General features: G+C 64.7%; 23 protein-coding genes. 7 read left to right on the forward strand and 16 right to left on the reverse strand.

Annotation, left to right across the window (positions count from 1 at the left end; genetic code table 11):
• Positions 1-5 precede the first annotated feature (5 nt).
• On the forward strand, positions 6-1,340 hold the full coding sequence (locus PVU19_RS08585) for a sigma-54-dependent transcriptional regulator (protein WP_050661775.1): 1,335 nt from the start codon (positions 6-8) through the stop codon (positions 1,338-1,340).
• 55 nt (positions 1,341-1,395) lie between these two features.
• Here PVU19_RS08585 and trpA read toward each other — a convergent pair whose 3' ends face one another.
• A complete protein-coding gene (gene trpA / locus PVU19_RS08590) occupies positions 1,396-2,187 on the reverse strand; it encodes a tryptophan synthase subunit alpha (RefSeq protein ID WP_050661774.1) in 792 nt (263 codons plus the stop codon).
• A 127-nt stretch (positions 2,188-2,314) separates the two neighbouring features.
• Between trpA and ychF the strand changes: the two genes are divergently transcribed.
• Positions 2,315-3,412 (forward strand): redox-regulated ATPase YchF, encoded by a 1,098-nt coding sequence (gene ychF / locus PVU19_RS08595; protein WP_050661773.1) that lies wholly within the window; start codon positions 2,315-2,317, stop codon positions 3,410-3,412.
• Positions 3,413-3,684: 272 nt separating this feature from the next.
• Here ychF and PVU19_RS08600 read toward each other — a convergent pair whose 3' ends face one another.
• The 12 genes from PVU19_RS08600 to PVU19_RS08655 all read right to left on the reverse strand — a co-directional run bounded on the left by PVU19_RS08600 (position 3,685) and on the right by PVU19_RS08655 (position 15,659).
• On the reverse strand, positions 3,685-5,223 hold the full coding sequence (locus PVU19_RS08600; protein WP_050661772.1) for a trimethylamine methyltransferase family protein: 1,539 nt from the start codon (positions 5,221-5,223) through the stop codon (positions 3,685-3,687).
• A 249-nt stretch (positions 5,224-5,472) separates the two neighbouring features.
• Positions 5,473-5,826 carry a DUF2852 domain-containing protein gene (locus PVU19_RS08605; RefSeq protein WP_050661771.1) on the reverse strand — a complete coding sequence of 118 codons (354 nt, stop codon included), beginning with the start codon at positions 5,824-5,826 and terminating at the stop codon, positions 5,473-5,475.
• An 89-nt stretch (positions 5,827-5,915) separates the two neighbouring features.
• A complete protein-coding gene (locus PVU19_RS08610; protein ID WP_050661770.1) occupies positions 5,916-6,533 on the reverse strand; it encodes a TetR/AcrR family transcriptional regulator in 618 nt (205 codons plus the stop codon).
• Positions 6,526-7,395, reverse strand: a complete 870-nt coding sequence (ppk2, locus tag PVU19_RS08615) for a polyphosphate kinase 2 (RefSeq protein WP_050661769.1) — start codon at positions 7,393-7,395, stop codon at positions 6,526-6,528. The genes PVU19_RS08610 and ppk2 overlap by 8 nt, the downstream gene beginning before the upstream one ends.
• Positions 7,396-7,432: 37 nt before the next feature.
• On the reverse strand, positions 7,433-8,371 hold the full coding sequence (locus PVU19_RS08620) for an alpha/beta fold hydrolase (RefSeq protein ID WP_050661768.1): 939 nt from the start codon (positions 8,369-8,371) through the stop codon (positions 7,433-7,435).
• A 25-nt stretch (positions 8,372-8,396) separates the two neighbouring features.
• On the reverse strand, positions 8,397-9,320 hold the full coding sequence (metA, locus tag PVU19_RS08625) for a homoserine O-acetyltransferase MetA (RefSeq protein WP_050661767.1): 924 nt from the start codon (positions 9,318-9,320) through the stop codon (positions 8,397-8,399).
• Positions 9,321-9,346: 26 nt separating this feature from the next.
• Positions 9,347-10,219: a hypothetical protein gene (locus PVU19_RS08630; RefSeq protein WP_050661766.1), complete on the reverse strand. Its 873-nt coding sequence runs from the start codon at positions 10,217-10,219 to the stop codon at positions 9,347-9,349.
• 114 nt (positions 10,220-10,333) lie between these two features.
• Positions 10,334-11,470 (reverse strand): OmpP1/FadL family transporter, encoded by a 1,137-nt coding sequence (locus PVU19_RS08635; protein WP_050661765.1) that lies wholly within the window; start codon positions 11,468-11,470, stop codon positions 10,334-10,336.
• A gap of 138 nt (positions 11,471-11,608) precedes the next feature.
• The gene (locus PVU19_RS08640; RefSeq protein WP_050661764.1) at positions 11,609-12,505 is read right to left on the reverse strand and encodes a DMT family transporter; all 897 of its coding nucleotides are present in this window, start codon (positions 12,503-12,505) and stop codon (positions 11,609-11,611) included.
• Positions 12,502-12,774, reverse strand: a complete 273-nt coding sequence (locus PVU19_RS08645) for a putative quinol monooxygenase (protein ID WP_050661763.1) — start codon at positions 12,772-12,774, stop codon at positions 12,502-12,504. The genes PVU19_RS08640 and PVU19_RS08645 overlap by 4 nt, the downstream gene beginning before the upstream one ends.
• Positions 12,765-14,336, reverse strand: coding sequence for a glutamine-hydrolyzing GMP synthase (guaA, locus tag PVU19_RS08650; protein WP_050661762.1), 1,572 nt, complete (start codon positions 14,334-14,336; stop codon positions 12,765-12,767). The genes PVU19_RS08645 and guaA overlap by 10 nt, the downstream gene beginning before the upstream one ends.
• Before the next feature lie 60 nt (positions 14,337-14,396).
• Complete coding sequence (locus tag PVU19_RS08655; RefSeq protein WP_050661761.1) at positions 14,397-15,659, reverse strand: OmpP1/FadL family transporter; 1,263 nt, start codon at positions 15,657-15,659, stop codon at positions 14,397-14,399.
• Positions 15,660-15,981: 322 nt separating this feature from the next.
• Here PVU19_RS08655 and PVU19_RS08660 point away from each other — a divergent pair, with 322 nt between their 5' ends.
• Positions 15,982-17,529, forward strand: coding sequence for a trimethylamine methyltransferase family protein (locus PVU19_RS08660; RefSeq protein ID WP_050661760.1), 1,548 nt, complete (start codon positions 15,982-15,984; stop codon positions 17,527-17,529).
• A gap of 21 nt (positions 17,530-17,550) precedes the next feature.
• On the opposite strand, the gene PVU19_RS08665 is transcribed toward PVU19_RS08660, so the two are convergent.
• Complete coding sequence (locus PVU19_RS08665) at positions 17,551-17,847, reverse strand: DUF6477 family protein (RefSeq protein ID WP_050661759.1); 297 nt, start codon at positions 17,845-17,847, stop codon at positions 17,551-17,553.
• Positions 17,848-18,102: 255 nt separating this feature from the next.
• On the opposite strand from PVU19_RS08665, the gene PVU19_RS08670 reads away from it, so the two are divergent.
• Positions 18,103-19,197 (forward strand): DUF6456 domain-containing protein, encoded by a 1,095-nt coding sequence (locus tag PVU19_RS08670; protein ID WP_152911592.1) that lies wholly within the window; start codon positions 18,103-18,105, stop codon positions 19,195-19,197.
• A gap of 1 nt (position 19,198) precedes the next feature.
• On the opposite strand, the gene PVU19_RS08675 is transcribed toward PVU19_RS08670, so the two are convergent.
• A complete protein-coding gene (locus tag PVU19_RS08675) occupies positions 19,199-19,924 on the reverse strand; it encodes a VIT1/CCC1 transporter family protein (protein WP_050661757.1) in 726 nt (241 codons plus the stop codon).
• A 119-nt stretch (positions 19,925-20,043) separates the two neighbouring features.
• Here PVU19_RS08675 and PVU19_RS08680 point away from each other — a divergent pair, with 119 nt between their 5' ends.
• Together PVU19_RS08680 and lipA are read left to right on the forward strand one after the other, a co-directional pair.
• Positions 20,044-21,006: a hydrogen peroxide-inducible genes activator gene (locus tag PVU19_RS08680; RefSeq protein WP_050661756.1), complete on the forward strand. Its 963-nt coding sequence runs from the start codon at positions 20,044-20,046 to the stop codon at positions 21,004-21,006.
• A 141-nt stretch (positions 21,007-21,147) separates the two neighbouring features.
• Complete coding sequence (lipA, locus tag PVU19_RS08685; protein ID WP_050661755.1) at positions 21,148-22,092, forward strand: lipoyl synthase; 945 nt, start codon at positions 21,148-21,150, stop codon at positions 22,090-22,092.
• Positions 22,093-22,227: 135 nt separating this feature from the next.
• On the opposite strand, the gene mepK is transcribed toward lipA, so the two are convergent.
• Positions 22,228-22,797, reverse strand: a complete 570-nt coding sequence (gene mepK / locus PVU19_RS08690; RefSeq protein ID WP_050661754.1) for a peptidoglycan L,D-endopeptidase MepK — start codon at positions 22,795-22,797, stop codon at positions 22,228-22,230.
• 325 nt (positions 22,798-23,122) lie between these two features.
• Here mepK and PVU19_RS08695 point away from each other — a divergent pair, with 325 nt between their 5' ends.
• Complete coding sequence (locus tag PVU19_RS08695; protein ID WP_152911594.1) at positions 23,123-24,739, forward strand: L,D-transpeptidase family protein; 1,617 nt, start codon at positions 23,123-23,125, stop codon at positions 24,737-24,739.
• Positions 24,740-24,915: the final 176 nt, after the last annotated feature.

Here is a 24,915-nt window from a genome sequence, read left to right on the forward strand (position 1 = left end):
GTGACATGCCTGCAGCCATGAAAATCGCCATCGTCGACGACGAAAAGGATATGCGCCAGTCGATCAGCCAGTGGCTGGCGCTCTCAGGATACGATACCGAGGCGTTCCCCTCTGCCGAGGAGGCGCTCAAGGCGCTCGGGCCGGACTATCCGGGCATCGTGGTGACGGATATCAAGATGCCGGGTATGGACGGCATGCAGTTCCTGAAAAAGCTGATGGGCTCGGACAGCTCATTGCCCGTCATCATGATCACCGGGCATGGCGACGTGCCTATGGCCGTCGAGGCGATGCGCATCGGGGCGTTCGATTTCCTGGAAAAGCCGTTCAACCCCGACCGGATGACGCAACTTGCCAAGAAGGCGACCAATGCCCGCCGCATGGTTCTGGATGCGCGCGCACTGCGGCGTGATCTGTCGGATGGCGGACAGTTGATGAAGAAACTCATCGGCACCTCCGGCGCGATGGAGCGGTTGCGCGAGGATATTCTCGATCTCGGCCAGGCGGATGGCCATGTGCTGATCGAGGGCGAGACCGGCACCGGCAAGACGCTGGTGGCGCATGCGCTGCATGCCGTGGGGGCGCGGGCCGGGCGCAAGTTCGTCTCGGTCTCCTGTGCGGCGCTTGGGCAAGAGGCGCTTGTGGCGCGGCTTTTCGGCCCGGCGCAGCCCGAGGACCCGCGCCTGCCAGCGGTCGAGGAGGCGCGTGGCGGCACGCTTGTGCTTGAGGATGTCGAGGCGCTGTCGGAGGCGGCGCAGGCGCGGCTGCTGACCTTCGTCAATGACGAAGGCACCCCGCCAGAAACCCGGATTATCGCGATATCCAACATGCAGGATGAGGGTCGCACCTGCGAGGATGCGCTGCGCCCGGATCTGTTTTACCGGCTGGCCAGCCTGCGCATCACCGTGCCGCCGCTGCGCCAGCGCGGAGAGGATATCCTCACGCTGTTCACCTCGTTCTCGGATCAGTTCGCCGAGGACTACGGCTGCGACGCGCCGCAAATCTCGGCGCAGGAGGCGACGCAGCTTTTGCAGGCGCCATGGCCCGGGAATGTGCGCCAACTGTTCAACGTGGCCGAACGCGCGGTGCTGCAATCGCGGCGCGGCTCGGGCACGCTGACCTCCTTGCTGATGTCCGATCACGACGAGATGCAGCCTGTGATGACCACAGAAGGCAAGCCGCTCAAGGAATATGTCGAGGCGTTTGAACGAATGCTGATCGACAATACCATGCGCCGCCACAAGGGCTCCATCGCGGCGGTGATGGAGGAGCTATGCCTGCCGCGCCGCACCCTCAACGAGAAGATGGCGAAATACGCGCTGCAACGATCGGATTATCTCTGAGGTGGTCTGTTTGACCGGCACCTGTTGCTTTGACAGGTGTGACTAGACGGCCCCGTCATGCCCTGTGGGCACCCTCGGCCAGACCGCGCACGAAATCTAGAACGCCTGAGACCGGCGCGCCCTTGGCGATCTCGCCCACGATGGCCGAGCCCACGACGCAGCCATCGGCGACACTGGCGATGGTCTGGGCTGTTTCGGGCGTGCGGATGCCAAAGCCCACGATCACCGGCAGATCGGTCTGCGCTTTGATCCGCGCCACCTCGGGGGCCACATCCGCCGCCTCAGCCGCCGCAGCCCCGGTGATGCCGGTGATCGAGACGTAGTAGACAAAACCGGAGGTGTTCTCGAGCACCTTGGGCAGGCGCTTGTCATCGGTGGTGGGTGTGGCGAGGCGGATGAAGTTGAGCCCGGCCTCGGACGCCGGAATGCACAGCTCGTCATCCTCTTCGGGGGGCAGGTCGACCACGATCAGGCCGTCGATTCCGGCATCCTTGGCATCGGTCAGAAACCGCTCCACGCCGCGATTGTAGATCGGATTGTAATAGCCCATCAGCACGATTGGCGTGGTGTCGTCGTCTTCGCGGAATTCACGCGCCATCTGCAGGGTTTTCTCCAGCGTCATGCCGCCTGCGAGCGCGCGCTGACCGGCCAGTTGAATGGTCGGCCCGTCGGCCATCGGATCGGTGAAGGGCACGCCCAATTCGATGATATCGACACCCGCTTCCGGCAGGCCCTTCATGATCTCGAGCGAGCGCTGGTAATCCGGATCGCCTGCCATGATGTAAGAGACGAACGCCTTTTTACTTGCGGCTTTCAGCTCTGCGAATTTCGCGTCGATACGTGTCATGCGGGCCTGTCCTTCGAATGGGTCCGTGCGGGTTTGGCGCAAAGCGCGGGGGAAATCAATGCCCGGCTTGACCTTGCCCCGTGCAAACCCGTAGATGCGCGCAATTCACCGCAGGAAAGGGGCTGTCATGGGCTTTAAAATGGGAATCGTGGGCCTGCCCAATGTCGGCAAATCCACGCTCTTCAACGCGCTCACCCGTACCGCTGCCGCGCAGGCGGCGAACTTTCCGTTCTGCACCATCGAGCCCAATGTCGGCGAGGTGGCGGTGCCGGATGCGCGGCTTGACAAGCTGGCGGCGATTGCGGGGTCCAAGCAGATCATCCCGACGCGGATGACCTTTGTCGATATCGCGGGGCTGGTGAAAGGTGCCTCAAAGGGCGAGGGGCTGGGCAATCAGTTTCTGGCCAATATCCGCGAGGTCGATGCCATCGCCCATGTGCTGCGGTGCTTTGAGGATGGTGACGTGACCCATGTCGAGGGGCGCGTCGATCCGGTGGCGGATGCCGAGGTGATCGAGACCGAGTTGATGCTGGCGGACCTTGATTCCATTGAGAAAAGACGGGCTGGACTTGTGCGCAAGCTGAAGGGCGGCGACAAGGAAGCGGTGCAGGCGGACCGGCTGCTCGCTCTCGCGCAGGCGGTGCTGGAAGAGGGTAAGCCCGCGCGCACTGTCGAGATTGACGACGACGATCTCAAGGCGTGGAAGATGCTGCAATTGCTGACCTCCAAGCCGGTGCTCTATGTCTGCAATGTCGAGGAAAGCAACGCCGCTGAGGGCAATGCCCATTCCGCTGCGGTGGCTGAGATGGCTGCCGCTGAGGGGGCGGGCAGCGTGGTGATTTCGGCGCAGATCGAGGAAGAGATCAGCCAGCTTGATCCCGAGGAAGCATTTGTTTTCCTTGAAGAAATGGGGCTGGAGGAGGCCGGGCTGGACCGGCTGATCAAGGCCGGGTACGAGCTGCTGCACCTGGAGACCTACTTCACCGTCGGCCCCAAGGAAGCGCGGGCCTGGACCATTCCGAGCGGAACGCCTGCGCCCAAGGCGGCGGGGGTCATTCATGGCGATTTCGAGAAAGGATTTATCCGCGCAGAAACAATTGCTTACGAGGATTTTGTCACGCTTGGTGGCGAGCAGAAGGCCAAGGATGCGGGCAAGATGCGGGCCGAGGGCAAGGGCTATGTCGTCAAGGATGGCGACGTTCTGCACTTCCTGTTCAACACCTGAGCGGGGCGATTTCGACGGTCTGTATCACGTCGGTATTCTGTCGGTATCGCGTCGGTGGGGTGAATGGGTCCGTAGCGAATATGCGACGACCCACAGAAGGTGCCGCGTGATCGCAGAGCCGGGGCTGGCGATGCAACGGCGGATGTCCGCACTTTATCCCGGCCAAGTCATCCTGAACTCAACACGTTGTGCGCCATTCCAAATCGCCAGGCCGCGGGACGGCCAGGCGATCGCGCGGCACCTTCGGTGCGTTTCGCGCGGGGTGCCATCCCTCACGCCGGAAGATGTATCCGGAACCGCTCGCGAATAGCACGGTCGGTGATCGGGTCGAACCGGGCCGCCGCGCGCTCCGAGAGGATCTTCATCTTCTTCTCGGTCGCCTTCTCGATCAGGTCGGGCTTGCCCAACTCGTCCCATTCCTTGGGCGAGAAGCGGTTGGCGAGGCTGGGATAGACGTAATCGGTCTGCATCCGGCCGAGGGTTTGCGCGGAGCCCAGATAATGCCCCGGCCCGCCGATGCAGGCAGCCCGGATCACATCAACGCTGAGCGTGTCCTCGTCCACCTCGATGCCACGGGTGCAGCGCAGGGCCTGACCGATCAGGTCATCGCCGAGGATGAGCGACTCGAGGCAGAAACCGAGAAGCGAGGCATGCATGCCCGCCGCCTCGTAGACCATGTTGAGGCCCGAGAGCCCGGCCATGACATTCGACATCGCCTGTTCCCACCCGGCTTGCATGTCGGGCAGCTTGGCATCGGCGATGCCTGCCGCCGCGCCACCGGGCAGGCCGTAGAATTTATGCATCTGCGCGCAGCCTGCAGAGAGCAGCGCCTGTTCGCCTGAGCCGCCCGACATCGCGCCGGTGCGCAGGTCGCTGACAAAGGGCCATGTGCCGAAGATTGCCGGATGCCCGGGCTTGACCGCGTTCACATAGACCAGACCCGCGAGGCATTCGGCCATGGCCTGCACGATGGCCCCGGCGATGGGGGCGGGGGCGGTGGCCCCGGCTTGTCCGGCCGACAGGAGCAGCACCGGCATGCCGCCGCGAATGCATTCCTCCATCACGAGGCAGGATTCGGTGGCGAATTTCATTGGCGGCACGACGAAACAGTTGGAGTTGCTGACGAAGGGGCGGTCGCGCCATTTGTCTTCGCCGCCCGCGATCAGATGCAGCATCTCAATCGCATCGCGCACGAAGCCCGGTTCGGTGAAGGACACGCCGACATGTTTCGTGGTGCCCGCGCAGCAGCCATAGAGCGTGTTGAGGTCCATCTCGCGGTTGTCGGTGATGTCGCGGCAGACCATCGGGCGTTGCAGGAAGTGGATGTTGTCAAGCTGGTCGACGATGCGGGCGGCGTCGTGCAGGTCTTGCAGGGTGCTGTCGCGGTAGGTGCGGCTATGAACCTCGACCACGCTGACCGCGGCACCTGCCGTGCCATAATGCACGCGGTGGCCCGAGAGGTCGAGATCATGGCGCGCCTCGCGGCCATGCAGGGTGAGGCTGCGGTTGGCGCGGGCGATGGTGTCCTCGATCAAGGCGCGGGGAAACCGGAGGCGTCCGTCTTCGCCCTGAATGGCACCGGCACCGGTCAGGTAGGCCACGCCCGAGGGCGGCGCGTCGGCCAGGCCGATCTGTTCGAGCGCATCGAGCACGGCTGCGTGAATGCGCTGCATCTGCGCCTCGGAGAGCGGGCGGTAGGTGCCGCCCTCAAGTCCGGGGCGGATCGGGCGCAGGGCGTCGGAGAGCGGGTTGGCACGGGCCGTGCGACGGGCCTCGCGGCCACCGGCGCGACGCGTCTTGGTCTGGGTCATGATTTGGGGAACCTTTTCGGAGATCAGGGAAAACGCTGTCGGCTCAGCCCTGTCCCGGTCGTCCGCGCGCGGCGAGGCCACGCACCGCCCCAATCGTGCGGATCACCAGCGCGATCTTGCTGCGTGGATGCATGCGCGTTGTCCTCCCTCAGAGGTTCAGCGAACCTGATTCGGGGGGGTATGTCTGTTCCGTTTCCGACCCGATGTCGCATCAGGAGCGGGGCCTGTGCAGGACAGGCCCCGATCTGGTCAGGCGTTGGTTTCGCGGCGCTCTGCCATGAACTGATCGAATTCCGCCTTGTCGCGCGCGTCGCGCAGGCGTTGCAGGAAGCTGTCGAACTGTTCCTGTTCCTCCTCGAGACGGCGCAGCGTGTCTGCCTTGTAGGCGTCAAAGGCGCTGTTGCCGGAAGGGGCGTGGCGGGTCAGGCGGGTGGATGTGCGGCTGCAGGACATACGATTGCTCCAGATCATGTAGCCCAGGAGGGCGAGGCCGATCGGCCAGAAGACGATGAAGCCCAGAACCATGGCGATGATCCAGGCGGGTTTGCCCTGCCGGTCGAGCCAGGTTTCGGCCCGTGCGGGCCATGCGGCGATGGTGGACATATGGCGTTCCTCTTACGGTGTGAATGTTACTTACATTTACATAGATGGGTATGCCATGCGCTCGTGCAAGGGGGCCGCGTGGGAATTTTTCAGCTGTCGGGGGGGATGAGGCCGAGGCCGCGCAGGTAGACCGCGATGCCCGATTCCAGAAGCTCTTCGGGCGGAAAGGGAGCGCGCGCGCCGGGATTGCCGCGCGCGAACAGCTCGACCACGCCGTGGCTCATGGCCCAGACATGTGCGGCAAACATCGCCGCCGGCGGGCGGCGGTCGGGCGGCAGATGGGCCGAGAGCGCCTCGGCGGAGCGGATCAGGATGGCCTGCGCCCGCCCGGCGGCATCGGCGAGTTCGGGGCTGCAATTGACCGAGAGGCCGGATTCGAACATCGCCACGTAATGCCCGGCATTGCTGTGGGCGAACTCCAGATAGGCGCGGCCCGTCGCCATGAAGGCCGCCAGCGGATTGGGCTGACCGCCGTCAAAGGCCGCCTCCATCCGCGTGACGAAAATCTCGTAGCCCTGGCGGGCGGCCTCGGCGATCAGCGCCTCGCGGCCCGGAAAATGCCGGTAGGGGGCGGCGGGCGAGACACCGGCCAGCTTGGCGGCCTCGGCCATGGAAAAGCCCTGTGGCCCGCGCTCGGCGATGAGATCGAGCGTCGCCTCGACCAGTGCCTGCCGCAGGTTGCCGTGGTGATAGCCCTGCTTAGCCATTCCAGATCTCGGGCCCGCCCGCGATCCCGGCGTCGTGGGTGCCCACGGCGCGGGGATCCTTGCGGGTATATTCGAGGCTGCCGAGCACGTGCCGGATCGCGGCCAGCCGGGCGCGGCGCTTGTCATCGCTGCGGATCACGGTCCAGGGGGCGTGCAGGCTGTGGCTGCGGGTCAGGGTTTCGTCGATGGCGTTGCTGTACTGCTCCCATCGGGGCAGGCCTTCGACGTCGATCCGGCTGAGTTTCCACTGTTTGAGGGGGCTTTGTTCGCGCACCAGAAAGCGGCGCAACTGCTCGGCGCGGCCGACGTTAAGCCAGAATTTGAAGAGGTGGATGCCCTCATCGACCAGCATGCGCTCGAAATCGGGCACTTGGCGGAAGAAATATTCGCGTTCGGTCGCGGTGCAGAAGCCGAAGACATGTTCGATCACGCCGCGATTGTACCAGCTGCGGTCATAGAACACGATCTGCCCCCCGGCGGGGAGATGGTCGATATAACGCTGAAAATACCATTGCGTGGCCTCGGTATCGGAGGGTTTGGGCAGGGCCACGACGCGCGCGCCGCGCGGATTGAGGTTCTCGCGGAACCGCTTGATGGTGCCGCCCTTGCCAGCCGCGTCGCGCCCCTCGAAGACGATGGCCACGCGCGCGCCGGTCTCGCGCGCCCAGTGCTGGAGTTTGACCAGTTCGATCTGAAGCTGCTCGAGCTCTTTCTCGTAGACCTTCTTTGCCATGCGTTCGGAATAGGGGAAGCCGGGGTCGAGCACGTCGCCCTTGTCGGCACGGCGGATGGCGTCGCGCACCTCGCGGGGGGCGTCGTTTTCGAAAAAGGCGCTGATCGCGCCGTCAAAGGGGAGCTCCATGCCGGGCCTCATGCTTGTGGTGCCTCAGTATGGCGGCTCACTCGGGCGGGCGCAATCCGGCGCGGGTGGCGGCGCGGTGGATGGCGGCGATGACCGCATCGGGGGCGGCGTGGTGGGGCATGTGGCCGATACCGTCGAGAGCGGTGAGATTTGCGCCCTCGACCTGATCGGCGAGGGGGCGGGAATGGATCGAGAGGCCGACGGTGGTGTCGGCGGTGCCGTGGACGATCTCGACCGGGATTTTGATCTCGTCGTAGCGGGGGTGCAGTGCCTCGATTTCGCCCAGAAGGTTGGCGCGTTGCAGGGCGTTGGCGCGCATGCTGTGCCGCCGCAGGGTCAGGCCTGGGCCGATATGGGCGAGATAACCCTCGGGGGGCGCTTGCGGGGTGAAAATCTCTGACACCGCCTGTTCGACGCGGGCGTCATCGACGTAAGCCGTGATGAACGGGATCACCAGCGGGCCGAGCAGCGGGTGCGAGAGCACGCGGTAATAGGTGGAAAGCCCGGTATCCCACGGCTTGGCGGCACCCGCCACATCGACGAGGGCGGCGATATGGTCAGGTTGCGTGACCGCCCAGGCGAGGGCCACCGCGCCGCCATAGCTGTGGCCGAGCACGATGGGGTTATCGGCACCGAACTGTGCGGCGGCCTTTTGCAGCAGCGCGGCCTGTTGGGTGATCGTGGCCCCGGTGCGGTTGATCCGCTCGGTGTAGCCGAGGCCCGGCCGGTCGAGCACGATGACGCGGTAATCGCCTGCGAGGCGTGGGGCGAGATCAAAGGTCATGTCGCGGGTGTTGCCGGAGGCCCCGTGAAGGAGCACCAGATCGGGCACCGAGCCGTCATCGGGGCCCATCACCACGGCGTGTACGCGGTGGCCGTCCACCTCGATGATCTGGCCCTCGGGTGGGAAGGCGGCCTCGGCCCCTGCCTCGTGGAGGCGCGCGCGATGTTGCGTGCAGCCCCAGAGGGCAAACATGGCAATCGCAATTATTATCAGTGATTTAATGGCCAATGTTCATCTGCTCGAACGGGGTGGTCTGGTAGATTTGGTTGATCCAGTTGCCATAGAGAAGATGCGCGTGGCTGCGCCAGCGGTTCGAGGGCGGGCGCGTGGGATCGTCGCCCGGATAGTAGTTGCACGGCACGTTGATCGGCGTGCCGCTCGCGACGTCACGGTCATATTCCTGTTTCAGCGTGTCGCTGTCATACTCGAAATGGTTGAAGATATAGAGCGCGCGGCGGCCGGTATCCTCGACCAGACAGGGGCCGACCTCGTCGCTGTCGAGAAGGATCGAGAGGCCGGGCGCGGCTTCGATCTCGGCGCGCTTCATCTCGGTCCAGCGGCTGACAGGAATGACGCAATCATCCGAGAAGCCGCGCAGATACGGCGAGGCCGGGTCCATGTTGCGGTGCCGGAAGCAGCCGAAGGCCTTGTGATCCAGCATATGCTTTTTGACGCCGTGGAAATGGTTGATCATCGCCATCCCGCCCCAGCAGACGCCGAAGGTGGAATGCACATGGGTCTGGGTCCAGTCGAACACGCGGGCCAACTCGTCCCAATAGGTGACGGCGTCGAAGTCGAGATGTTCGATCGGCGCGCCGGTGATGATCAGCCCGTCATACTTGTCGCCCGAGGCTGCGACCTCCTCGAAGGGGCGATAGAAGCTCTCCATATGCTCGGCGGCGGTGTTCCTGGTCTGGTGCTCGGACATGCGAATGAGATCAAGCTCAATCTGCAGGGGCGTGGCCCCAATCAGCCGGGCGAACTGGTTCTCGGTCTGGATCTTCTTGGGCATCAGGTTCAGGAGACCGATACGCAGGGGGCGGATATCCTGCCGGGCCGCCTGATCCGGGTCCATCACCATCACACCCTCGCGCGTGAGCACGGCATAGGCGGGCAGATTGGCGGGCATCTTGATGGGCATGGGCGGGCGTCCTTGCTTGACTGGCGTCAGATAGGCGTATCTGTGCGGCGCTCAAGGGCGGTCGCGATCAGGTGATCGAAATCGGCACCGTTGCGGACTTGCGCCACCTCGTCGGCGCTGACTGAAATGCCCCATTTGACCATGGCCTCGTAGCGCGGCAGGCGGTGTGCGAGGGCGCGGGCATAGGTCCAGCGGATGAAACCATCTGGATCAACTTCGTCTGCCTGGCACTTGTTTTCGCGCAAGTATTCGTTCCATGCAGCATCGAGGAAGTCGGGCTGGTAGGCCATCGGTTTGGGCGCGCGGTCAAAGCGGCGGATCAGTTCGGCGGTATGCGCCTCGGTGCCTTCGATATAGATCAGCAGGCAGTGGCGGGCGAGCTCCGAGAGCAGCGGATCATCCGGATCGTCGCCATCCACCCATTCGCAGATCGACCCGCCGGTGTCGCAGATGAAATTCGGATAGCCATAGAGCCGCTCGGCGCGCTCGATGAAATAGCCGGTATCCATCAGCGCGTTGATCTCGGCCTGACGGAACTGTTCCTGTCGGCGGCGGTAGTCGTCGATGGGCATGCCGCCCTTTGTCGGGTCGCCGGGTTTGCCGAGGTAGGTCGAGACCGGGGCGAGGTTGTGGAAGGTGATGTTGGAGCCGATATAGATCGAATCCGACAAGAGCAGGTCGCGCAGGAACGGCACCTGCATGGCATGTGCCTTGGCGTTGTCGACAATGAGCTCGCCCATGTAGCGGGTGCCGATGCGGTAGTCGATGGAGTAGTGGAACCAGCCGCCCTGATCGCGCAGCAGGTTGGAGACATGGGTCTTGCCCAAGCCCGACATGCCGTAGAACAGCACCCGTTTATGCGTCGCGTCACGCCAGTCCTGCGCGGTCTCATAGATCATCGCCTGTCCCCTTTGGTCATGGTGCTACAAAGACCGCGCGGGGGCGTCAAATGCAAACATGAAAAAGCCCCGCCGGGTGAGCGGCGGGGCGAATGGCGTCGGCTGGCGAGAGCGTTAGAAGCGCACGCCGAACTTGAGGCCGAAGGCGATGCCGTCATTGTCTCTGAACGAGGCGACCGAGGTGGTGGCATTGCCGATGTCGATATAGGACAACCCGCCGGTCACTTCCCAGTTTTCGGTCTCGTGGGTGACGGCCACGGTGTAGCTGATGAAACCGTCGGTGCCTTCGAGGTTGCCGACCTGGTTGCCGGTCTGCTCTTCGTAGCCGAGCACGAACGCCCCGCTCCAGTTTTCGTTGAAGCGGCGACCGATGCCGAGGCGGTAAGTGTAGACGTCCTCGGTGCCGAAGGCGATGGGGGTGTTCACGGGTGCGCCGGTGGAAAAGCTGAAGAAGTCTTGCGGTGCGACCTGGAACTCGGACCATTCGCGCCAGCGCACGGAGCCGAAGAGCAGCGTGTCCTTGGCGATGCCGGATTGGGCGTGCAGCGTCCAGGATTCGGGCAGCTTGACGTCGAACGGCGCGCCGGTGTTGTCGCTGAACGTGTGCTCGGTCTCGGATTCGTAGGTCAGGGCGACGCGCAGGGCGATATCGGGAATTTCATAGGCGGCACCGAACATGTAGCCGACCTGGAAATCCTTATCCACGGCGAGGGAGTAGCTGCCAGTTGTGCCGGGGCCGGGGGGCGGGTTGGTTGCGGTGGTCCCGCCCGTGCCGGGGGACACCACCAGCAGGCTGCCGCTCAGGCCGACATAGCTGAGGCCGCCATAGACGCTGAAGCGGTCGGTGGCCTTGTATTTCGCCATGCCGGTGTAGCGCACCGACTCGACCGAGGCGGTCGAGGTGCCGAAGAACGATCCGCCGCCAAAGGTCGTTGAACCGTCATAGGTGACGTCTGCGCCCACGGGCTCGTCGATCACGAAGGCGAGGGACAGCTTGTCGTTCAGCTGGTGTTTGTAGCCAAGGCCGAAGTTCTGGTAGCGCTCCTGGATGTCGCCGGTCGGCGCGCCGGGCGCGCCGGGGCGCGCGGACCCGCTGACATCCGGGTTGACCGAGGTGACGGAAAACTCGACGTAGTTCTTGCCCTCTTCGAACAGGAGCTGCGACGGGTCTCCGCGCCGCTCGATCCCGCCTGCCTGTGCGGCGCCTGCGAGCAGGGTGAGTCCTGTCGCTGCCAATGCGTGATATTTCATGGTGTCCCTCTCCTCCAGAGTTATTGACGTCACATTACCGTTACGAGTTTGCCGGTCAATCTTTGACGCGGCGTCACGGATGCTCAGCATTTGGGCGGTGGCGAGATGGACACAGTATTTACAAGAATCCGTGTAAAATCAGTAACGTTTTCGTGTCTCATGCCAGAGATTGAGGTAATTCGCCCCGAAAATGACGGCGGCGCCGATCAGAGTGAAGGCATCTATCGCCTCGCCGTAGACCATGAGGCCGATCACCGCGATCAGCGGCAGGCGCAGGAAGTCGACCGGCGTGATCACGGTGGCGGGCGCGATGGAGAGCGCGGTGGTCAGGCACACATGCGCCATCAGCCCGGCGCAGCCGATCACGATCAGCCACGGGGCCGAGGCGGGCGAGGGCAGGGCGATATCGCCGTCGACCCCGGCGCATATCAGGCCGAAGACGATCTGCGTGAGCGTCATCCAGAAGAGGATGCAGGTCAGCGTCTCGGTGCGGGTGAGGCGCTTGGTGGCGAGGATCGAGCCGGCAAAGCCGATGGCGGCGGCAGCGGCGGCCAGGGTGCCCGCGTTGATCGTGTCGGGCGAGGGGCGCGCGACGATCAGGATGCCGGTGAAGCCGATCACCGCGGCGAGCGCGCGCACGCGGGTCATCCGCTCGCCCAGGATCAGCGGTGAGAGCACGAGCACCCAGAGCGGTGAGGTGAATTCGAGCGCGAAGACCTGCGCCAGCGGGATCATGGTGATGGCGTAGAACCACAGGTTCTGGCCGGTGAAATGGCTGAGATTGCGGATGAGGTGCAGGCTGGGCGAGCGGGTGGTGATGCTGCGGGCATGGCCGGTGAGGCGGGCCACGCTGAGCACGAGGACAAAGCCGACGATGCTGCGATACATCATGATCTCGAACGTATCGAGCTCGAAACTGACCGCGCGGCCCGCGACGGCCATCGAGGAGAACGAGACCACCGCGCCCAGCATCCAGAGCCCGGCGCGCAGCACGGCGCGCGGATCTGTGCTTGGCGGGGTGACGGTGAGGGTCATTCCTCGGCCGTTGTGAACTCGCGTGGCATATGGCCGGTGGCCTGCCACCACGCGCTTGCGCGGGTGCGGGTCTGATGGGCGTCAAAGGCGGCGCGGTCGGCGAACCGCTCGGCGATGGTGAAGACGCCCGGTGCGGTCTCGGTCACGTCAAACGCGATGCAGCCCGGCTCGGCACGGCTGAGGCGGATATGCTCGGGCAGGGCGGCGCGCACCGCTGACACCTCCTCGGGCGCGCAGGTGAGCGTGCCGGTGAGCCGGATCACTCCCATTCGATGGTGCCCGGCGGTTTCGAGGTGATGTCGTAGGTGACGCGGTTGATGCCCTTGACCTCGTTGATGATGCGGGTCGCAGTCTCTCCGAGGAAATCGTGGTTGAACGGGTAGTAATCCGCGGTCATGCCATCGACGGAGGTCACCGCGCGCAGGGCGCAGGCGAAATCATAGGTGCGCCCGTCGCCCATCACGCCGACGGTGCGTACCGGCAGGATGGCGACGAAGGCCTGCCAGATCTCGTCATAGAGCCCGTGCTTGCGAATCTGGTCGATATAGACCGCGTCGGCCTTGCGCAGGATCTCCAGCTTTTCGCGGGTGATCTCGCCGGGGCAGCGGATGGCGAGGCCGGGGCCGGGGAAGGGGTGGCGGCCGATGAAGCTGGTGGGCAGGCCCAACTCGCGGCCAAGCGCGCGGACCTCGTCCTTGAAAAGTTCGCGCAGCGGTTCGACCAGTTTCAGGCCCATCTTTTCGGGCAGGCCGCCGACATTGTGGTGCGACTTGATCGTGACCGAGGGGCCGCCCGAGAAGCTGACGCTTTCGATCACGTCGGGGTAGAGCGTGCCCTGCGCGAGAAATTCCGCGCCCTCGATCTCGTTGGCGTGTTTCTGGAACACGTCAATGAACAGGCGCCCGATGATCTTTCTCTTGGTTTCCGGGTCACTTACGCCGTCAAGCTCACCCAGAAACAGCTCTGATTCATCGGCATGGATCAGCGGGATATTGTAGTGGTCGCGGAACATCGAGACGACTTCCACCGCCTCGTTCTGGCGCAGGAGGCCGTGATCGACGAACACGCAGGTGAGTTGATCGCCGATCGCCTCGTGCAGCAGCACCGCCGCGACCGAGGAATCGACGCCGCCGGAGAGGCCGCAAATGACCGGGCTGTCGCCGACCTGCGCGCGGATCTTGGCAATCGCCTCTTCGCGATAGGCACCCATGGTCCAGTCGCCCTTGAACCCCGCGAGTTTCACGAAATTCTCGTAGAGCCGTTTGCCGTCAGGGGTGTGATGCACCTCGGGGTGGAACTGCACCGCGTAAAAGCGGCGCGCGCGGTCGGCAGTCATTGCGAAGGGCGCGCCCGGAGAGGTGCCCAGAACCTCGAATCCTGGTGCGATTTCAGAGACATGATCGCCGTGGCTCATCCAGACCTGCGCGCGGCCCGCGTCATCCGCGAACCAGCCTTCGATCAACTCGCTTTGCAGCCCCGAGGGGGTGACATAGGCGCGGCCAAACTCGGCTGTGGCGTGTTCGCCCGCCTCGACCTTGCCGCCCAGATCCTGCATCATGACCTGCTGGCCGTAGCAGATGCCCAAGATCGGCACGCCGAGGTCATAGGCGGCCTGCGGTGGGCGCGGGCTGCCGTCGCGGGTGACGCTGTCGGGGCCGCCGGAAAAGATGATCGCGCGGGGGGCTATCTCTTTCAGGAGCGCGTCGGTCACGTTCTGATAGGGGTGGATTTCGCAATAGACGTTCAACTCGCGCAGGCGGCGGGCGATCAGCTGCGTCACCTGGCTGCCGAAGTCGATGATCAGGAGGCGGTCATGGGATATCTGGCTCATGCGCTGCCTAGTAGAACGCGCGCCGCATCTGCGCAAGAGAAAGCGGCGCGCGGGGCGGTGTTACCAGCGATAGCTGAGCCCGGTCGCGATCTCATGCTGCTTCATGCGGATGCGCACGTCTTGCGGGGCCCCGGTCAGCGCCGGGTTGTTGCCCCAAAAGCTGTTCGAGAAGGCGTGCGTGTAGGAAAAGGTGAAGGCCCAGCGGTCGTTGATCCGGTAGGTGCCGCCCGCCGAGAGGTGCCATTGCGGGGTCGCGGGGGCGATGGTGTTGATCACCACGTCACCGGAATTGCCGATGAACTCGGTCGAGTAGCTGACGCCGCTGCGCAAGGTCAGTTGATCGGATTTGCGCCAGATCGCGGCGAGCCGCCAGACATCGACATCCTGCCAGCCGAAGCCGACGCCGTTCGCGCCACCCAGCGGGCCACCCGGCGGGGCGCTGGAATTGGCGATGGCATCGACGGAACCGAAATAAATCCGCTGATACTCGGCGGTGATGGTCCAGTCGGGGGCGGCGCGGGGGGTGTAGGCCGCGCCGAGGGTGAGCATGGCGGGGATGTCGAATTCGCCGCCATCGGCAAAGAGGCCCTTGTAGCGGCTGAATTCGGACATCTGGATCTTGTTGCGATAGGCTGCGCCGAGCGTCCATTCGGGGCTGGCCTCGAAGAGCAGGCCGAGGTTGAGGCCGAAGCCGGTGGACCAGTCATGGCCGCGATTGGTGACATCATTGGGGGAGACCGAGAGGCCGGAAAAGGCCTGTAGCCCTTGTGCCTGGAAGCGCTGCACGGCGAGGATCGGCGAGATGCCGAGGGTCAGGCGGTCGCTGACCTGGCGGGCATAGTTCACGGTGATGAAGGCCTGTTCGAGGTTGACGCCGACGGGCGAGGACCCGGCCCCGAGACCGGCGAAGAAATTGGTGTCGAACTCGGTGTTCATGCCGCCATTGGCGAAGACGAACAGCCCCAGGGACGAGCGGTCATCCAGCGCCCAGTTGGCCCCGCCACAGGGGATGACGAAGACGTCGTTGTGGCTCGAATGGGTGCCGGGGGTCAGGGGGCCGCCGGGCTGAATGCGCACGTCGCGATTGGGGGCGAAGGTGGTCAGGCAGAGCCCGGCGCTGTTGCCGACCCTGACGCCGGTGGCGGGGTTTTGCGCCATGCCCAGAACGCCCGTCGGCACCGCGACACCGGCACCTGCCATGCCCTTGGACTGGCCGCCATAGCCGTTGGCGAAATAGCCGTTGGTGGCCTGCGCCGGAGCGGCCAGCAGGCTGGCCCCGAGGAGTGCGCAACTCGCGATGCCGCGCGTGAAAGCCGTGATCATACCCTTGTCCCTTTACGTTTCGAGCGGTGCACCCGCCTCTGTCAGATTTACATGGCCCGCGCCAGAGTCGGTGGCGTTTTGCGGTGCAACCCGGGCCTTGAGACTCACACATTAGGTTTTTGGAATGTAAAAGTGCGTTCACTTTTGCGTGTGGCCCCGGCGCGGGTGTCGTGGGGTGTGGGGGTGGGTCATGTCGCTTTTACCCCCCATGCGACGGAATCCGCGCCTGTCCCTGCGGCCTGAGACGTTAAAACGACGCAAATGCCTGCCCGACTGCGGGCGAAAAGGCGACTCAGAAACCACGCAATCAAAGGGTGCATCCATGGCAGAAGCAGCAGAGCGCAGCAGACGGTCCCGGGGCGGCGGCGGGGCCGCACGCCGCGCGGAACGCACCGCCGTCAGCGTCGAGACCGCGCGCTATATCGAGCGCAACATTCCGAATTTCGAGATCCTGACCGAAGAGGCGCTCGATATCATCGAGGCCAATGCCGAGACGATTCTCGAAGAGATCGGCGTGAATTTCGTGGAAAACCCCGCCGCGCTGGAGCGCTGGCGCGAGGCCGGGGCAGAGGTGACGGGCGAGCGGGTGCGCCTGCCGCGGGGTCTGGCACGCAAGCTGATGGCGACCGCGCCGTCGCGGATCACGCAGCACGCCCGCAACCCCGAACGCACGGTCGAGATCGGCGGCAAATCCCTCGTTCTGGCCCCGGTTTACGGCCCGCCCTTCGTGCATGACATGGAGAACGGGCGCCGCTATGCGACGATCGAGGATTTCCGGAATTTCGTGAAGCTGGGCTATATGTCCAAGTGGCTGCACCATTCGGGCGGCACCGTGTGCGAGCCGACCGACGTGCCGGTGAACAAGCGCCATCTGGACATGCTGCTGGCGCATATGACGCTGTCGGACAAGCCGTTCATGGGCTCGGTGACGGAACCAAGCCGCGCACAGGACAGTGTCGACATGTGCGGCATCCTCTTTGGCGAGGAGTTCGTGCAGCAGAACACGGTCATGACCTCGCTGATCAACGTCAACTCGCCGATGACCTTCGACGATGTGATGATGGGGTCGCTCGAAGTCTATGCGAAGAACAACCAGGCCTGCATCCTGTCGCCCTTCATCGTGGGCGGTGCGATGGCCCCGACGACGGTGGCGGGGACGCTGACTCAGGTTCTGGTCGAGGTGATGGCGGGGATCGCCTATTCGCAGCTGATCCGCCCCGGCGCGCCGATGATCTTTGGCGCGTTCGTGACCTCGATCGACATGAACTCCGGTGCGCCCACCTTCGGCACGCCCGAGGCTGCGCATATCACCTATGGCGCGGGGCAACTGGCGCGGCGTCTGGGGCTGCCCTACCGTTCGGCGGGGTCGTTCAATGGCTCCAAGCTGCCCGATGCGCAGGCGGCCTACGAGACCGCCAACAGCCTCAACGTGGGACTTCTGGCTGGCGTGAACTTCATGCTGCATTCCTGCGGCTGGATGGAGGGCGGTCTGGTCGCCTCGTTCGAGAAATTCGTGATGGATGCCGATCAGCTGGGCACGCTGCATCACCTGGCAAAAGGCGTCTACATGGACGAGAACGGCCAGGCGATGGACGCGATCCGCGAAGTGGGCCCCGGCGGGCATTACCTGGGCTGCGCGCATACCCAGGCGAATTTCAAGACGGCGTTCTGGCGCTCGGATCTGCTTGACTACAAGCCTTACGAGACCTGGTCGGAAGAGGGCGCGCGCGACACCATGACCCTTGCAAATGCGCGGTACAAGAAGCTGCTGAACGACTATCAGCAGCCCGCGCTCGATCCGGGCATTCACGAGGCGCTTACCGCCTATGTGGCCAAGCGCAAATCGGAAATGCCAGACGCGTTCAGTTGAGCTGACCCGCGCCGCGTCCGCTTAGGCGGGCGCGGTCTGTGGCGCGCGCAGGTGCCGCGCCTCGCCCATCATCGCGATCAGCACATCGACATGGCGCGCCGCGCGGTATCCGGCGGCGCGCGCGGTGCGGTCGCGCTCTTGCGCGGCCTCGATCTCCATCAGCCGGACAAGCGCCTCGGCCGCGCGCGGAAGCGCTGCAGGACCGAGATGACGCGGCAGATGCACCGCGCGGTTATAATCGCAAACCCCGATCCGCGCCGCGCGGATCAGCAGGGGCGGACGGCGCAAGCCATTGAGAGCGCTCAGAACATCCTGCATCACGAAACTCCTTTCGGTTGTGTGAGGCCAGTCCTTGCACGGTTTTGAGCGCCGTTGCCTCTGCGCCCGGTTCTGCGCACGCAGGGCATTGAAATTGTTTACCCTTTGTCAACGAAGGTTGATTTTCTGGAAACAGTTAACGAACCGGTAATCTTTGCACGCCTAAGTTGTGGATAACTCTGTGGATAAGGTGTTTCGATGGGACGGGCACCGCAGATTGGTCAGGATTGGGGGATGGTTATGCGTGATCAGGTGATGAGCAAATCAATGATGCAGACGGAGCCATCATGGGTGCCAGAGGCGGCGTTGCACTATCTTGCCCATATCGAAAGCGGCATGCCGATCCGGGCGCTGGCCCGGCGATCGGGGCGGCACGCCTCGACCGTTCTGCGTCAGATCCGGGCCTTTGAGACACGCCGCGACGATCTATTGGTCGATGAGGCGCTGCGCCGTCTGGGGCAACGTGTAAGTCATGCAAAGAGTGCCGGTTCTCCTGCCACGGAGGCCAATAAGATGACAGTTCAGAGCAATCCGGAGACGACCGAAGAGAGCGGCACGCTGAGCAATGCGCGCCTGAAGGCCGAGGCGCAGCGCGTCCTGCGGCGGCTGTGCGAAACCGGCGCGCTGCTGGCGGTGTCGGTGGACATGGACAAGGCGGTGGTGGTGCGCGATGGCGGTTCGGGGCAGCCGTCGCGCACGGCGGTGGTGGATCGCGAGGTGGCCGAGGCGCTGGCCCTCAAGGGCTGGATCGCCTGCGACGATCCGGGCCGGATCGCGCGCTATCATATCACCGGCAAGGGACGTGCGGCGCTCGGGCGGATGCTGGCCGAGGCCGAAAACCTGGCCAGCGGCCTGCGCAAGCCGCCCGTCATGCTGCGCGGCGAGGACGACACGGCCCTGCCGCGCCGCCCGCGCTATGGTCTGGCCGAAAGCCCGCTGAGCGCGCTGGCCCGACGCCGCGACCGGGATGGCAGCCGCTTTCTGTCGGATGATCTGGTGCGCGCGGGTGAACGGCTGCGCGAGGATTTCGAACTGGCGCAGGTCGGCGCGCGGGTCACGCAGAACTGGGACCGCTTTCTGAGCCATGTCGACGACGGCGGAACCGCGCCGGGGCCGCGCGGCTATAATGCCGAGGCCGCGCGTGCCCGGGTCATCGGGGCGCTGCGCGATCTGGGCCCGGGTCTGGGGGATGTGGCGCTGCGCTGCTGCTGCTATCTGCAAGGGCTGGAACGGGCCGAGAAAAAGATGGGCTGGTCGGCGCGGTCGGGCAAGATCGTGCTGCGCATCGCGCTGCAACGCCTCAAGCGGCATTACGAGAGCCTGGGCGAGGCGGGTGGCCTGATCGGCTGAGTCAGCCGCCCACGATCCAGCCCACGCCGAAGGCCACCACGGCGCAGACCGTGCCGACCAGCACGGTCTCGCCGACGCTGCGCCAGAGCCGTTCGCCGCTGGCATGCCAGCGCAGGAGCCCGAGCAGAACCAGAGCGACGCCGGTGGCGATGATCGACAGTTGCGTGGTGGCCGCTGTCGCCTCGAACAGAAGGTAGGGAATGAGGGGGACCGCGCCGAAGGTGATGAAGGCGGCGAAGGTGAAGGAGCCGTTGCGCGCCGGGCTTTCGCCGTCGGGATCGCGCAGGCCGGTTTCCTCGGCGAGGATCATCTCGGCCATCACCTGCGGATGGCGGGTGAAGATCTGCGCCGCATCCGCCGCGTCCTGCGGCGAGAGCCCCTTGGTGCGCAGGATTTCGGCCAGCCGCGCGCGCTGGTGGTCGGGGGTCTCAAAGCTGCGGCGACGCTCCTCGGCGCGGCGGGCGCGGTAGAGGTCGTGCTGGGCGCGCAGCGAGAGGAATTCGCCGAGGCCCATGCTCACGCCGTCGGCGAAGAGATTGGCGAGGCCGAAGAGCAGCACGGCGATGGCTCCCACCTCGGCCACGCCTTCGGCCTGCGCGCCAGCGAATCCGGCGACGATGGCGAAGGTGGTGACGATCCCGTCGGTGCCGCCATAGACGATCTGCTTGAGATATTCCTGAACGCGCCCGAAGCGCGGAGGAGTGGGCGCGGGGGCCTGCCTCGCCATGGGATGCCTCTGCGGTCTGACACGTGGGTGCGGCCAGCATAGGCGGGTGCGGGGGGCCTGCAAGGAAAAGAATGATAGTTTCCACTTGCGTCGAGGCTGGGAAGGCATAACTTTCGCGTATGAATATCACCCTGCGGCAACTCACCTATTTCAAGGCGCTGAGCGAGCAGCGCAATTTTGGCCGGGCGGCGGAGGCGGTGAACATTTCGCAGCCCGCGCTCTCGGTGCAAATCCGCGAGATGGAGGCCGCACTTGGCGCGAAGCTGGTCGAGCGGCGGGCGCGCGACGTGGTTCTGACGCCGTTCGGGCGGCGCATTCTGGACCATGCCGAGCGGGTACTGGGCGAGATGCAGGCGCTTGGCGATGCCGCGCGCTGGCAAGGCGGGCTGGCGGGGCGGCTGTCGCTGGGGATCATTCCGACGATTGCGCCCTATATCCTGCCCGGCGTGCTGGAGGCGCTGCGCAGCGGTGACATCTCGCTCGATGTGCAGGTGCGCGAGGCGCGCACCGAGCAGCTGATCGCCGAGGTGCAGAGCGGCCAACTCGATGCCGCGATCATGGCGCTGCCGGTGCCGGGCGAGGGATTGCAGGCGCGGGCGCTCTTCAAGGACCGGTTCCTGCTGGCGGGGAGTGCGGCGCGGCTCGATGCACTGGGGCAGGGGGCGGAGGCGCTGCGGCCGATGTCGCTGACCCATAGCCCGCTCTTGTTGCTGGAGGATGGCCATTGCCTGACCGATCAGGCGCTGGAAGTGTGCGGGCGGGGCCGGGGCCATGCGCAGATCGACATGGGGGCGTCATCGCTGGGTACGCTGTCGCGGCTGGTGGCGGCGGGGTTCGGCCTGACGCTGATGCCGGAACTGGCGGCTGCGACCGAATCGCGCGCGGCACCGGGGATGCAATTGCGCCGCTTTGCGCCACCGGAGCCTTACCGTGAGGTCGCGCTGGTGCGGCGGGCGAGCACGGAGGACGCCAGCTGGTTCGCGGAACTGGCCGATCTTCTGGGCACGGTCGGCGGTGGGCTGATCACGCAGGCGCGCGATGCGGGCGCGGCGGCCCGCGCCACGGGTGACGCGGGCCTTTGACCGTTGGGACACTCACTCACAGGCGATGGTACTCGTTACCCGTATTGCATGCACCGGGATGCGGCCTTGCATCACTGGCACTCACCATCGCCATGACTTATACTAGGGAGACCTTACCAAATCATTCGCGGGGAAAAATTCGTGCGCGATCTCAAACTGCCCGCCGGGCGCCACCCCGAAAAGGCGCATCGGCCCGACAATGCCCAACCGAAAAAGCCCGACTGGATTCGCGTCAAGGCGCCGACCAGCAAGGGCTATTTCGAAACCCACAAGATCATGCGCGAGCACAAGCTGGTGACGGTCTGCGAAGAGGCGGGCTGTCCCAATGCGGGCGAATGCTGGGCGCAGGGCCACGCCACGATGATGATCATGGGCGAAATCTGCACCCGGGGCTGCACGTTCTGCAACGTGGCGACCGGCAAGCCGCAGGCGCTCGATGTGTTCGAGCCGGGGCGTGTGGCGGACGGGGTGCAAAAGCTGGGGCTGAACCACGTGGTGATCACCAGTGTCGACCGCGATGATCTCGACGATGGCGGCGCGGAGCATTTCGCCCAGACCATCCGCGCGATCCGGCATCGCACGCCGGGCACCACAATCGAGATCCTGACGCCGGATTTCCTGCATTGCGAGGACAGCGTGCTGGAGACGGTGGTGGCGGCGAAACCGGATGTGTTCAACCACAACCTCGAGACCGTGCCGGGGCTTTATCCATCGGTGCGCCCCGGCGCGCGCTATTTCCACAGCTTGCGGCTGTTGCAGCGGGTGAAGGAGCTGGATCCGACGATGTTCACCAAGTCGGGGATCATGGTCGGGCTGGGCGAGGATCGCCAATCGGTGCATCAGGTGATGGATGACATGCGCGCGGCGGATGTGGATTTCCTGACCATCGGGCAATATCTGCAGCCGACGCCCAAGCATCACGCGCTGGACCGGTTCGTGCATCCGGACGAGTTTGCGGCCTATGAAAAGGCGGCTTATGGCAAGGGGTTCCTGATGGTGTCGGCCACGCCGCTGACGCGGTCAAGCTATCACGCGGGCGATGATTTCGCGCGGTTGCAGGCGGCGCGCAACGCCAAGCTGGCGTAAGCGGGGCCGGGGCAGGAGGGGGCGCTGCCCCCGTCGTCTGACGGCGACTCCCCCGGAGTATTTCTGGCAAGATGAAGCGGATGCAAAAAGGGCCGGTGGTGGTGACCGGCCCTTTTGGTGTCGCATTGTCTGGGTTCAGCGGCCCCAGGTGCGGACCGGGCCGCAATCCATGTGGACGAAGTTTGAGCCGGAATACCTGCCGACACCGCCGCCGCCGCAGGCCACGCCCGCGCGGTAGATCTGGCTGACCGAGCGACTGCCGAGACGCAGATCGGCGGCCTCGCCGATGAGGTGGCGGGAATTTTTGGCGACACCGCGCGAGCGCGAGCGCAGCATGGCGTTGGTCTTGGCGCTGCGATAGCCGCTGAGCAGGGTGTAAGGCTCGCTCGCGTCCAGAAGGTTATGGCTGGCGGCCATGATGTCGATCGTGCGGGTGTCGATGGTTTTCACGTCATTCGTGCGCCAGTCGCGCATGAAAAGCGAAATTTCATTGAGCGCCTCGCGGATATAATTGCCCTCGATCCAGTAGATCGTGTCGAGCCGTTCACCGGTGCGGGGCGAGACCATGCGCAATCGTCGGATGTCGCCGGCGCCGCGCAGGAAGCCTGCGGCCTGGCTGAATGTCGGTGCTGCGGTGAGTGCCGTGGCCGCGAATGCGGTGAGTATCCCACGGCGAGAGATGCCAGTCGAGCTGAATTCTGTCATAGTTTCAAGCGCCTGTCCCGTCGCCTACCTGCGGCCGCTGTCCCGCGACCTTTGATTTCATCCCCAGATGCCCGAGTTGTATGACATAACGAGAATCATCAACCAAGCCCCGATTTGACGCATTGCGTGAGTAGCAAGCAATTTCGGCAGAATTTCGCGCATAATTTCCGGTTTGTGGCCAGATTGCGCGAACCCTGCCGTGATCCCGTCACGCACACGCGATTCTTCCCAGATGTGACAGGAAAAGATTAGGAAAAAATTGAGAGCGGTGCGGTTTGTTGCTTATATGAGGAGAACAGGAAACGCGATTTCGGGGATTTACATGATGTTGGCAGTGTTTCGCCGCGCCTTTGGCGTTCGGACGTTGGTTTCGCTTTTGGCGGCGGGGCTGGTCTGCTCCGGGTCGGCGCGGGCCGATGTGCAAAGCACGGCCTTTCGCCAGGCGGTGGCGGAGGCGGCGGCGTCTGATCGCGAGCTGGCGGAATTCTACCGCGAGACCGAGTATCGCCCGGTCTGGACCGACGAGGGGAGCACGGCGCAGGCGCGGCGTCAGGCGCTGGTTCAGGCGCTGTCGCAGGCCGGGATGCACGGTCTGCCGGAGGCGCGCTATGATCTCGATGGCTTGATGGCGCGGATGGGGGCGGCGCGCTCGCTGCGCGATCTGGGCCTGATCGAGGTGGCGCTGAGCCGGGCCTATCTGGCTTATGCGCGGGATGTGCAATCGGGGGTGCTGGAGCCGAGCCGGGTGGTCTACGAGATCAAGCGCGAGGTGAATGACAGCCCGGCGACGGTGTTGCTGGGGGATCTCGTCCGGGCCGATGCGCCGCGACAGGCGCTGCGCGCGCTGCCGCCGCGCACCAATGAATATGCGCGCCTGATGAAGGAGAAGATGCGTCTTGAGCATCTGATCCGCGAAGGCGGCTGGGGGCCTGCAGTGCCGTCGCAGAAACTGGAGCCGGGGCAGGGCGGGCAGGCGGTGATCGCGCTGCGCAACCGGCTGGTGGCGATGGGCTATCTGCGGCGCAGTGCCAGCACGCTTTATGATGGCGCGATCCAGAGTGCCGTGCAGGAATTTCAGCGCGATCACGGGCTGCAGACGGATGGCATTGCCGGGCCCTCGACGCTTGCCGCGCTCAACCAAAGCGCCGCCGAGCGGTTGCAATCGGTGATCGTCGCGATGGAGCGCGAACGCTGGCTGGCGCGGGATCGCGGGACGCGGCATGTGCTGGTGAATCTCACCGATTTCAGCGCGCGTATTCTCGACAATGACAGCCTGACGTTTCAGACCCGCGCGGTGATCGGCAAGAATGTCGGCGACCGGCGCAGCCCGGAATTTTCCGACGAGATGGAGCATCTGGTCATCAATCCGACATGGCATGTGCCGCGCTCGATCGCCGTCAAGGAATACCTGCCGCAGATGAAGCGCAATCCCAATGCCGCCGGGCATCTCAAGCTCTATAACCGGAACGGGCGCGAGGTGCCGCGTGGTGCAGTCAATTTCGGGGCCTATAATGCGCGCAACTTCCCGTTCGCGATCAAGCAGCCGCCGTCGTCGCGCAATGCGCTTGGGCTGGTGAAGTTCATGTTCCCCAACAAGTACAACATCTACCTGCATGACACGCCGCAAAAGGCGCTGTTCGAGCGCGAAAAGCGGGATTTCAGCCATGGCTGCATCCGTCTGCAACAGCCCTTTGATTTCGCCTATGAGATCCTGTCGCCGCAGGAGGCCGACCCCAGGGCGTATTTCCATTCGGTGCTGGGCACCGGGCGCGAGACCTATGTGCAACTCGAGCAGCATGTGCCGGTGCATATCATCTATCGCACCGCCTTCACGCAGGCGCAGGGCCGGGTGCAATACCGCGATGACGTTTACCAGCGGGACGCGGCGATCTGGGAGGCCTTGCGCAAGGCGGGGGTTTCACTGGCGACGGTTCAGAGCTAAACACCTCTTCGACGAGAGAGGTGATGCATGGGCTTCGGCATGGATCAAGTGGCCCGCGCGCGGGGCACGGAGGCCGTGGTCGCGCGGCGTAGCGCCGGGTCGGGCGCTGGCGGCTGCGGGTCAATCCATGTCGCGCCCGGTCTACCGATATTCAATCAGCGGCGCGCGGGGCCGGA

The organism is Roseovarius tolerans (assembly GCF_028885395.1).
GTDB classification, from domain to species: Bacteria; Pseudomonadota; Alphaproteobacteria; order Rhodobacterales; family Rhodobacteraceae; genus Roseovarius; species Roseovarius tolerans.

Excerpts from the sequence above, each read along its gene's own strand:
- PVU19_RS08585 (WP_050661775.1), top strand. The coding sequence starts at position 6 with ATGCCTGCAGCCATGAAAATCGCCATCGTCGACGACGAAAAGGATATG.
- trpA (WP_050661774.1), bottom strand. The coding sequence starts at position 2,187 with ATGACACGTATCGACGCGAAATTCGCAGAGCTGAAAGCCGCAAGTAAA.
- ychF (WP_050661773.1), top strand. The coding sequence starts at position 2,315 with ATGGGCTTTAAAATGGGAATCGTGGGCCTGCCCAATGTCGGCAAATCC.
- PVU19_RS08600 (WP_050661772.1), bottom strand. The coding sequence starts at position 5,223 with ATGACCCAGACCAAGACGCGTCGCGCCGGTGGCCGCGAGGCCCGTCGC.
- PVU19_RS08605 (WP_050661771.1), bottom strand. The coding sequence starts at position 5,826 with ATGTCCACCATCGCCGCATGGCCCGCACGGGCCGAAACCTGGCTCGAC.
- PVU19_RS08610 (WP_050661770.1), bottom strand. The coding sequence starts at position 6,533 with ATGGCTAAGCAGGGCTATCACCACGGCAACCTGCGGCAGGCACTGGTC.
- ppk2 (WP_050661769.1), bottom strand. The coding sequence starts at position 7,395 with ATGGAGCTCCCCTTTGACGGCGCGATCAGCGCCTTTTTCGAAAACGAC.
- PVU19_RS08620 (WP_050661768.1), bottom strand. The coding sequence starts at position 8,371 with ATGTTTGCCCTCTGGGGCTGCACGCAACATCGCGCGCGCCTCCACGAG.
- metA (WP_050661767.1), bottom strand. The coding sequence starts at position 9,320 with ATGCCCATCAAGATGCCCGCCAATCTGCCCGCCTATGCCGTGCTCACG.
- PVU19_RS08630 (WP_050661766.1), bottom strand. The coding sequence starts at position 10,219 with ATGATCTATGAGACCGCGCAGGACTGGCGTGACGCGACGCATAAACGG.
- PVU19_RS08635 (WP_050661765.1), bottom strand. The coding sequence starts at position 11,470 with ATGAAATATCACGCATTGGCAGCGACAGGACTCACCCTGCTCGCAGGC.
- PVU19_RS08640 (WP_050661764.1), bottom strand. The coding sequence starts at position 12,505 with ATGACCCTCACCGTCACCCCGCCAAGCACAGATCCGCGCGCCGTGCTG.
- PVU19_RS08645 (WP_050661763.1), bottom strand. The coding sequence starts at position 12,774 with ATGGGAGTGATCCGGCTCACCGGCACGCTCACCTGCGCGCCCGAGGAG.
- guaA (WP_050661762.1), bottom strand. The coding sequence starts at position 14,336 with ATGAGCCAGATATCCCATGACCGCCTCCTGATCATCGACTTCGGCAGC.
- PVU19_RS08655 (WP_050661761.1), bottom strand. The coding sequence starts at position 15,659 with ATGATCACGGCTTTCACGCGCGGCATCGCGAGTTGCGCACTCCTCGGG.
- PVU19_RS08660 (WP_050661760.1), top strand. The coding sequence starts at position 15,982 with ATGGCAGAAGCAGCAGAGCGCAGCAGACGGTCCCGGGGCGGCGGCGGG.
- PVU19_RS08665 (WP_050661759.1), bottom strand. The coding sequence starts at position 17,847 with ATGCAGGATGTTCTGAGCGCTCTCAATGGCTTGCGCCGTCCGCCCCTG.
- PVU19_RS08670 (WP_152911592.1), top strand. The coding sequence starts at position 18,103 with ATGAGCAAATCAATGATGCAGACGGAGCCATCATGGGTGCCAGAGGCG.
- PVU19_RS08675 (WP_050661757.1), bottom strand. The coding sequence starts at position 19,924 with ATGGCGAGGCAGGCCCCCGCGCCCACTCCTCCGCGCTTCGGGCGCGTT.
- PVU19_RS08680 (WP_050661756.1), top strand. The coding sequence starts at position 20,044 with ATGAATATCACCCTGCGGCAACTCACCTATTTCAAGGCGCTGAGCGAG.
- mepK (WP_050661754.1), bottom strand. The coding sequence starts at position 22,797 with ATGACAGAATTCAGCTCGACTGGCATCTCTCGCCGTGGGATACTCACC.
- PVU19_RS08695 (WP_152911594.1), top strand. The coding sequence starts at position 23,123 with ATGTTGGCAGTGTTTCGCCGCGCCTTTGGCGTTCGGACGTTGGTTTCG.